This is a genomic window from uncultured Succiniclasticum sp. (assembly GCF_902793885.1).
Taxonomy (GTDB): Bacteria; Bacillota; Negativicutes; order Acidaminococcales; family Acidaminococcaceae; genus Succiniclasticum.
Genome location: NZ_CADBFF010000007.1, coordinates 101614 through 111290, shown reverse-complemented (window position 1 = coordinate 111290; position 9677 = coordinate 101614). Strand labels below are relative to the sequence as shown.

Below are 9677 nucleotides of genomic sequence, written 5' to 3'. Positions count from 1 at the left end.
ATATCTTGCTGCATAAGAAAAACGCTGACAACACGAAATCGTCAGCGTCTCAAAACTTTATTTTATTTCATTGTCCTCTTGACGGGGAGCGGTTCAAAACGGCAAGCTGTTTTTTTCTGACTGTGGATGTTCGTCTGAAGCGGTTCCGGTTCTGTCAGGATTCTCTGGACGAGTTGGTCGGGAAGAACTTTCCATTCTCCGCGCCGTTATTTCCTTCGTACTTAGTCGGAGTGTCAGGGGTAGGTAATTTTTCATAGCGGACGCCTGCGCCGCCGTTGTATTTTGCCAGCAGCTTCTTGTAAAGTGTTGTCCAGTCGTCGAAAATCTTAACTGCGTTCTGGTTGAGGGCTTCACTGAATTTCTCTTTAGAGAGTCCCTGGGACGAGTTGACAAGCTGCAGGGATTTTTCTTCCGACTGACGGATCGATTCAAGGACGGTGGGGTACATAATGTTATAATAGCCTTGCGTCAGCGCCATGACGTGATTTGATGCCCAGTACATCTTTGAGTCGTCATAGGTGTCGCGCAGGGCTTTGCTGTATGCTTCGGGCAGATCCGCCAGGGTGAAGGGGACAAAAGGGTTCGTGCCCGGTTCATTTGTTGAGTACCAGACAACGGGTGAAGGAAGCTTATCGTTGAGCTGGGCTACATACGTGTAACTGGTTTTTGCCGATAAGATGCCGCGCTCGCCTTTTTCGCTCTCGTAATGGTAAGGGGAACCGTACAGTCCTGCGAGAGGACTTTTTGACTTATCGAACCCGGTGTCTTTGTAGTAATCGCGATGCAGGCTGATAATGTCGGCGACGGTCAGCTTTTTGTCAGGGCGGACAGACATAGGGTATGTCTTTGAGTCCCAGCTTTCCGCTGCGGGCGACAGATTCAGCGACGGAGCTGCAGTGCTCAGGCCGCGCCATACGCGCCGTAAGGAATAATACGGATGGTTATATTCGCCTGCCTTAAGGGATCTTACCCAGTCCATGTTACCCTGCTCATCGTACACAGCCCAGCCCAGTTCCTTAAAGCGCTTGGGAAGATTCGGATTAAAGATCTGATCTTCGCTGCCTTCTTTAATACCGCGGATCCGCAGTTGGTTTGCCGCTATGAAAAAGTGTCCGTCGGGAATTCGTTCCGCGATCCAGAAGCCGCCTTTGCCTTCAGGGTCAGGCTGCATCTCAAACACCCATCCTTCCTCTCTGTCTGCGACGATCAGGGTTTCTGCAGTACCCCACAAACCGTGTTCATCAATCAGGCTGCCCATGAGTTTAACCGCTTCCCGGGCCGTCTTGCTGCGCTCGAGAGCAACGCGCCCCAGTTCATCTGCATAGAATAATCCGGTTCCGTTTTTAAAAGGCGCTTCGGGCAGATGGCTGGACAAATCGGTGCATTCGCCCAGCATTACGCCGTGTTCATTTACAATGGGGTAGGAGGAGTCAATGTAAGCATAGGTATGTTCTGCTTCCGGAATGTGGCCGATGGGTTTCGTGTGAGGCCTGCCGGGGTAGTTGTAACCCTCTCCCCGCTCCGGAGCCACAAGATACGGGTGTTCGAAAGAATTATAGTCCGGCATGTCGCCGAGCGCTGAGGCAGCAGGATAAATGGGACGGAGACTGCCTTTCGGATGCTTCTTTGCCGGAACGAAAGTTGCGTTACAATCGATGCCGAACCCGTCATTGGAGTGTGAAACCAGCACGCTTCCGTCCGCCGACGCGCCTTTAGTTACTAACATGATCGTGCATGCGTCGACGCTTGCGTTCATAAGTAATAATAATGTCATTCCCGCTACAATCTTTTTTAACATATTTTTCGCCTCCTTTTTTCTGAAATAATGATATGTAAAAAATAGGAAAATGAAGCCTTACGGAAGTGAATCAGTGGCATGAGCCGGACATCAGTGTCCGAAGATTGCAATGTAGCCCTGCACGAAAATGTACAATACAACCAACGGCAGAAGGTACGTCAGATAGAAGCGCAGCCATTTGGGGAAGGCCACACCGTTTCCGGTGTCCGCTTCTTTGATGAAATTATCCCAGCCCCAGCCGTAACGACTGGTACAGAAGGCAAGGTAAACCAGACTGCCCAAAGGCAGCAGGTTGTTGCTGACCACAAAGTCTTCCAGATCCAGCACACCGGTACCTTTGCCCAGAGGCTGAAAGCTGCTCCAGATGTTGAAACCGAAAATACAGGGCAGGGACAATACAATAATGGTAACCGTACCCATCTTAATAACGCTCTTGCGTTCCCAGCCGGTCAGGTCGCAGATGCAGGCAATCAGGTTTTCAAACACTGCAATGACCGTGGACATGGCGGCAAAAGTCATGAACAGGAAGAACAGGGAGCCCCAGAACTGTCCGCCCGCCATATGATTGAATACATTGGGCAGCGTGATGAACAGCAGGTTGGGCCCCGCACCCGGATCCACGTTAAATGCCGAGCAGGCCGGGAAGATAATCAGACCGCTCATGATGGCTACAAAGGTATCCAGCAAAATTACGCAGATGGCTTCGCCGGTAAGCCGTTTCTCTTTTCCAATGTAGCTTCCGAAGATAGCCAGGGCGCCGATACCCAGACTCAGTGTAAAGAACGCCTGGCCCATGGCGGCGAAGATGACTTCGTTGGCTCCGTATTTGGTGAGGCGGCTGAAATCAGGCTGCAGGAAATAGGCGAGGCCGTTTTCCCCGCCGGGCAGCATGACGGAATTGACGGCTAATGCAATCATAAGGAACAACAGGCAGGTCATCATAAATTTGGTGATCCGTTCCACGCCGGCCTCTACGCCCAGATAGCAGACCCCGAAACCGAGAATGACGGCCAGAGCCATGTACCCGATCATGGTGACGGGGTCGGAAACCAGACCGCCCAGTACGCCGCCGATATCTTTGGCAGCCATACCCACGAAGGCGCCTGTTACCATTTTGTAAAGATAATAGAACATCCAGCCGGTGATGGTGGTGTAGTACATCATCAGCATGGCGTTGCCTAAAATACACCCGTATTTATACAGATGCCATTTCGTTCCCTTGGGTTCCAATTTGTCAAAAGAAAGCGCCGCACTGCGCTTGCTGGCCCGGCCTACGGCAAATTCGGCAACCATAATGGGGAGCCCCAGGATTGCCAGAAAGAAAAGATAAATCAGTACGAAGGATGCGCCTCCGTATTTGCCGGTGATAAAAGGAAAGCGCCAGACATTGCCTAAACCGATGGCACAGCCTGCCGATACTAAAATGAAGCCCAGACGGGTTGAAAAGGTTCCTCGTTCCATAATATGCCTCCCGCATAAATCTGTTATTGCTATTATCCTCTATTATAGCAAGTTGTCACAAAAAAAGTAAATACTATCTTAAAAATAGTATAAAATACTGACTGAAAGGTAGCTTCGTGACAATGGAGGGGGATGGCACTATAGTATGAAAAGCGGAGAAACACAAGGTATTTATTGACTAATGAACCTTGATGTGGTTTAATAACTAATAGAATATTTTTCTATATTGATAGAATAATATCCGATATGTTCAAAATCGGTGTTTTGAAATGCAAGGAGGAATAAGAATGAGCTTTTACAGTGAGTTTAAAGAATTTGCAGTACGCGGAAATGTTGTAGATATGGCAGTTGGCGTTGTGATCGGCGGCGCTTTCGGCAAAATCGTGACTTCCTTTGTAAATGATATCGTGATGCCGCCCTTAGGCAAGCTGGTGGGTGATGTGGACTTTTCCAATTTGTTCATCAACCTGACGGATAAGAACTACGCAACCCTGGCAGAAGCCAAAAAGGCCGGCGCGGCTGTTATTGCTTATGGCTCTTTTATTAATACGGTTATTGATTTCCTGTTAGTTGCCTTTGCTGTTTTTGTGGTAATCAAGCAGATCAACCGTATGCGCAAACCGGCAGAGGAACCGGCTCCGGCCCGTACCTGTCCGTACTGCAAGAGTGAAATTGCGGATGATGCGACCCGTTGCCCGCACTGCACAAGCCAGTTGGACTGATTGATGCTCCGTTATCCGATATTCTTTTAATCAGGAAGTGCCGGCTGGTTCCGGTACGGCTATGGTTCTGTGCCGGTCGTTCCGTCTGTACTTCTTACAGGTGATTTTTGTGTTAGTTCCAGGAAAAATGAGAAGCAAGACTATTTTTCGTATGGTGCTGGCCCTGCTCGCAGCAGGGCTGGTTTTTTGTGGCACGGCTGCGGCCGGTTTTATACCGGCTGCCAGTCCCCGGATTAAAACCATGGGGCGCTGGATTCCGGCAGACAACGGCAGCCTCTATGCGGGGCGGGGCGGAGTGGTCGTTTCAACCCAGTTTGAAGGGACCGGCGTGCAGGTACAGATGTACAGTGATTCCCAGGGGGATTGCTGGTGGTTGAAAAAGCTGGACGATGGTCCTCTGATCCGCTTTAAGGTTCAGATGGGCATGAACGTACTGTTCCAGAATCTGCCCATGGGAAAACATACCCTGTTTATGATCCGGGATACGGAAGGCATGCGGGGCGTAACTATCCTGCGGGGCTTCTATTTTATCGGGGAAAGTGAAACACCGGCGGTCAGTGTTCCCACAGCCGTACAGGGCAATGCGAATCATTCGGGTACTGCTGCCAGAACAGGAAAACCCACTCATAACAAGACGGTGGGGAAAAAGACGGTGAGTAAGAAAAACGCTAACGCACCGGTAACCCCGCCGGTCCAGAAAGCTCCCCGGCGCCGCAGCATTGAGATTATCGGCGACTCTGTTGCAGCCGGTGCGTTTATTTATCCGGAAGGGGATTACTTCCAGCGGGAAAGCAGTTATCTGGCATTTGGTCCCCGGCTGGCCCGTATGTTGAACGCCGACTGGAGTCTGGTGGCTTCCTCCGGGGAAGGGGCTGTACGTAATAATGAAGAAAAGCCCCCCTATAATGCAATGCATGCCGGGGAACAGATTGAACGGGCTTTTTATAGTCAGAAGGAACCGCGCTGGAGTAACCAGATGGACGATCCGGATCTGGTGATCCTGGCCTATGGGGAAAATGATTTTAACGATGAAGTGAACCGTCCGTCGGATGCTTACTTTAAAGAACAGTATAAAGAGCTTGTTCTGAAATTGCGGCAGTTCCGTCCCAATTCCGTGATTTTCTGCATGACCCCTTCCAACATTGTGACCAGCCGGCGTTCGGTGCCGGGTATGGGCGGTGCGGTTGCAGAATTACGGGCCGCGGGAGATACCAATGTGTATTTTGTTGATTTAAATGCACGTGGACCGTTGCTGGGCCCGTCAGACACTTTGGATGGCGTGCATCCCCTTGCCAGCGGGCATGATAAAATAGCCCTGTATCTACGGGCTTATGCCAGGGCCGTGCTGGGGTGGAACTGAAGAGAAGCAGGCCGGTCTGCAAATGCATATCGGGATGACAGGATGCATTTTACTTGACAAAACAGAGAAAGCCTTTTAATATATTCCTATCGGATGGGTAGAATATATATCACAGACGACACATATTTTTGGTGTTAAAATTTAGTGAAGGAGTGGGAAACATGAAAAAGTTCATTTTTGGCATACTGTCTGTTGCGATGGCATCGATGCTGATGCTGGGATGCGGCGGTGACGGCGGCAAAAAACCGGCGGCTCCGGCGGCCCAGACAGATAAGAAAGTTGTTGTAAAAGTGGGAGCTACTCCGGTGCCCCATGCGGAACTGCTGAATTTTGTAAAGCCGCAGCTGGCGAAAGAAGGGGTAGACCTGCAGGTCATTGAATTTACGGATTATGTAAAGCCGAATCTGTCCCTGTCTGATAAAGAACTGGACGCTAACTTCTTCCAGCATATTCCGTTCCTGGAGAAGACCTGTCAGGAACGCAATCTGAAACTGGTGGTACTGGATAAGATTCATATCGAACCCATGGGCTGCTATTCCAAGAAGTACAAGGACATCAAATCTCTGCCTAACGGCGCTAAAGTTGCAATCCCCAACGATCCTACCAACGGTGGCCGCAGCCTGATGCTGTTGGAAGCTGCGGGTCTGCTGAAACTGAAAGATGGCAAAGGCATTACCGCTACACCTAACGATCTGGCAGCGAATCCCAAAAACCTGAAGATCATTGAAGTGGAAAGCGCTACGCTGCCCCGTGCCCTGGATGACACCGACCTGGCAGTCATCAATTCCAACTTCGCAATGGAAGCCAAACTGAACCCGGTGAAGGACTCCCTGTTCATTGAAAAGGATTCCCCGTACGCTAACGTAATCGCAGTACGAACCGGCGATGAAAAGCGTCCGGAACTGGTGAAACTGGCCAAAGCGCTGAAGACGCCGGAAGTAAAGAAGTTCATTCAGGACAAATACAAAGGCGCGGTAGTTCCTGCGTTCTGATAGAAAAATATCTAAGGAAGTGTTGATTGTTCAGCATTTCCTTTACTTTTTAATTACTAATGAGGCTGCAAATGAAAAGGCACAAGCAAAACATCGGAGACGGGTTTGCGCTGTATTTCCCTTGCAGCCTTTTTTATTTATTTGCAAAATAATCACACATGGAACTTTCCTTTTTGCGATGAATATGGTAAAATGAAATACGAACAACTGTTTTGCAATGAGTTTATTATATATCTGCTGAACGAGGTAGACCACTATGGAACAGGCAGGCATTTTTGACGATTTGGTGAGCCAGCCTCTGGCCGCCCGATTGCGGCCGGAAACAATAGAAGAATATGTGGGGCAGGAGCATCTGCTGGGAAGGGGCCGGGTGCTGCGCCGTATGATCGAGCAGGACCGAATTTCTTCCATGATTTTCTGGGGTCCTCCCGGAGTCGGAAAGACCACGCTGGCTCAAATCATTGCGCGGATGACACAATCGGCATTTATCAACTTTTCTGCTGTTACCAGTGGCATCAAAGAAATCCGTGTCGTGATGGAAAAAGCGGAGAAGAACCGTCAGATCGGACAGCGGACCATCGTATTTGTAGACGAGATCCATCGCTTCAATAAGGCGCAGCAGGATGCGTTTTTGCCTTTTGTGGAAAAAGGCAGTATCATTCTTATTGGTGCTACCACGGAAAACCCTTCTTTTGAAGTGAACGGGGCGCTGTTGTCCCGCTGCCGTGTCTTTGTGCTGCAGCCTCTTTCGGCAGATGATTTGACAGAGATGCTGCACCATGCGCTGCAAAGTCCCAGGGGGTTTGGCGGACAGAAAATTGAAATTGCAGAGGATCTGTTACGTCTTATTGCCAATTTTGCCAACGGGGATGCACGCTCGGCCCTGTCCACTCTGGAAATGGTAGTGCTGAACGGGGACCTGAAGGACGACACGGTCGTTGTGACCAAAGAAATACTGGAGCAGTGTATTTCCAAAAAATCCCTGCTTTACGATAAAAACGGGGAAGAACATTATAATCTGATATCTGCGTTGCATAAGAGCATGCGTAACTCGGATCCGGATGCAGCGGTGTACTGGCTGGCCCGGATGCTGGAAGCAGGAGAGGACCCTTTGTACGTGGCCCGCAGGGTGACAAGGTTTGCCAGCGAAGACGTGGGCATGGCGGATCCCAGGGCGCTGGAAATTGCGGTGGCGGCGTATCAGGCCTGTCATTTTATCGGTATGCCGGAGTGTACAGTGCATCTGACGGAGGCTGTGGTGTATATGTCTCTGGCGCCAAAATCCAATGCTATGGAAGTAGCTTACAATACAGCCCGGGTGGATGCCCTGAATATGATTGCGGAGCCGGTTCCTCTTGTAATTCGCAATGCGCCCACCAAACTGATGAAAAACCTGAACTACGGCAAAGGCTATCAGTATGCACATGATACGGAAGATAAACTGACCAATATGCAGTGCCTGCCTGATTCCCTGTTGGGAAGAACCTACTACCAGCCTACAGAAGAAGGATTTGAAGCGCGCTACAAGGAACGGTTGCAGCAGATTAAAGAATGGAAACGGAAACACGGGGCGAAAATCTGATCCGCTTTCTCGGATGTCATCTGCCAACGCAGGGGCCGGCTTGGGAAAAAACAGGATTCGGCAGATTTTTAAGTCTGTTACACCGGTGTTTACAGTCAATAATTACTTAGGGGGCAACGTAAGAATATGGAATTTCCGGGAAAAAGCTTCTTAAAACGGCATAAAATCAGTGTTGCAGCAGCTATTGCAAGCGTTATCGTCAGTATCCTTGTCATCCTGGGCTTGCTGCAGTTTGCCAGACGGGGCGCTGCGTTCATCTTCAACCGGGAAATGCAAAAGCAGACGATGCTGCGGGGAACCATAACGGTGGAAACCCTTATGGCCCATATCACCGGAGATGTTAATTTCGAAAATTTAGTATGGAAAGAACCTGACGGGGATGTGATTCTTCATATTCCGGAAGGAAGCTTTCAAGTGCGTCTCTGGGACGTTATCACCCGCCGTTTTAAAGCAACTTCCATTCAGCATCTGACGCTGAAAAACGCTGTAATCTCTGTGCGCTTTAACGAGAATATGCAAGTTGATTTTCTTGATCAGAAACCTGGAAAAATCAGTCTGCCAAAGGCGGAAGCACAGCAGAAGACAGATAAGAATACGAGGCAGGATCCGAAACATAAGACGGGACAGGATTTGGAAACGGAATGGGTCGAGGATCACGACTACGTTTATGATGACGATGGTATCAATTTTGACCTGGGCGCCCGCAGGCTGCGGTCTGTGATTGTGTTAGAGGACTGTCAGCTGGCTGCCCGCTATAAGAAGCATCATTATGTTTTGAACAATGTTAACATGAAGCTGGGACTCGATACGACCGGGATGTCCCATATTGACCTGTCCACCGGGAAATTTGGCGGAACCATGCAGGGCGGCGGTATGTCCATCTACGGCGAAATTAATTTTAAACCGGCTACCCCTGTTCTGGATGTGGACGTTTCGCTGCGGGATGTGGATCCTTCCTCTCTGGGCTTTGGCATGAATGTTCATGATAATATGACGGTAGTGGTCAGAATGGAAGGACCGGTTACGGGGCCTATGGGCCGGGGAACTGTTAAAATGCAAGAACTGCATATTCCGGCATTGCATTTTACAGATATCATCGGGGATGTGAACTATGCCAATGGGATTTTCCGGTTTTCGGATGTCCATGCAAAAGTGTTTGGCGGAACCCTGGCAGCCCGGGGCGATTATGATATGAATACCAGGAGATACCGAATCTTCGGAAACGGAAAGAATCTGGACAGCAAAAGAGCCTTGCGGAATTCTCACCTGTCCTGTCCGGTGGATTTGGATATAAGCCTTGAGTGTAAAGGGAATGCCCGAAGCACACTGACCACCGGGAATTTTAAATCCGGAAAGGGACATTACAGCCTTATTCCTTTCGACAGTCTGCAGGGACGTTTCAGCAACCGGTATAGGGATTTGCGCTTTTATGATGTAAAAATCATCACTCAGTTTGGGACCGTCAGTACGGATGCTTTCAGTATTATTAGAGGAAAACTCCATCTGAATAAAATTATGTTGATGGATCACGATACGGGAAAAGAAATGATGGTGCATGAGGGTAATAAGGGCAAAGACAGTAAGGACAGCAAAGACAATAAGGACAACAAAGACAGCAAAGAGAAGAAGGACAACAAAGAGAATAACAATAGCAAGAATAATAAAAACAACTAGAATAACAAGAAGACTTTGAAAACTCATTGCTTGTTTCTCCAATAAGGAGCCAATGTGTTAAAGCGATTTATAAAGACTGAATTTTACA

Annotated in this window: 7 protein-coding genes; 5 read left to right on the top strand and 2 right to left on the bottom strand. The window is 49.2% G+C overall.

Annotated features, from left to right (window positions below; all coding sequences use genetic code 11):
• Window positions 1-154: 154 nt before the first annotated feature.
• Window positions 155-1798, bottom strand: coding sequence for a C69 family dipeptidase (locus QZV31_RS05370; protein WP_295358822.1), 1644 nt, complete (start codon window positions 1796-1798; stop codon window positions 155-157).
• A 90-nt stretch (window positions 1799-1888) separates the two neighbouring features.
• Window positions 1889-3259: a sodium-dependent transporter gene (locus tag QZV31_RS05365; RefSeq protein WP_295358820.1), complete on the bottom strand. Its 1371-nt coding sequence runs from the start codon at window positions 3257-3259 to the stop codon at window positions 1889-1891.
• 287 nt (window positions 3260-3546) lie between these two features.
• Between QZV31_RS05365 and mscL the strand changes: the two genes are divergently transcribed.
• From mscL to QZV31_RS05340, 5 genes are all read left to right on the top strand, one after another.
• On the top strand, window positions 3547-3981 hold the full coding sequence (gene mscL, locus QZV31_RS05360) for a large conductance mechanosensitive channel protein MscL (RefSeq protein ID WP_093730507.1): 435 nt from the start codon (window positions 3547-3549) through the stop codon (window positions 3979-3981).
• A 127-nt stretch (window positions 3982-4108) separates the two neighbouring features.
• Window positions 4109-5341: a GDSL-type esterase/lipase family protein gene (locus QZV31_RS05355; RefSeq protein WP_295358817.1), complete on the top strand. Its 1233-nt coding sequence runs from the start codon at window positions 4109-4111 to the stop codon at window positions 5339-5341.
• Between the two features lie 161 nt (window positions 5342-5502).
• Window positions 5503-6333 (top strand): MetQ/NlpA family ABC transporter substrate-binding protein, encoded by an 831-nt coding sequence (locus QZV31_RS05350; protein WP_295358815.1) that lies wholly within the window; start codon window positions 5503-5505, stop codon window positions 6331-6333.
• A 256-nt stretch (window positions 6334-6589) separates the two neighbouring features.
• Entirely contained in the window at window positions 6590-7915 is a 1326-nt protein-coding gene (locus tag QZV31_RS05345; protein WP_295358813.1) for a replication-associated recombination protein A, read from the top strand.
• A 126-nt stretch (window positions 7916-8041) separates the two neighbouring features.
• Window positions 8042-9589: a hypothetical protein gene (locus QZV31_RS05340; RefSeq protein ID WP_295358812.1), complete on the top strand. Its 1548-nt coding sequence runs from the start codon at window positions 8042-8044 to the stop codon at window positions 9587-9589.
• Window positions 9590-9677 lie beyond the last annotated feature (88 nt).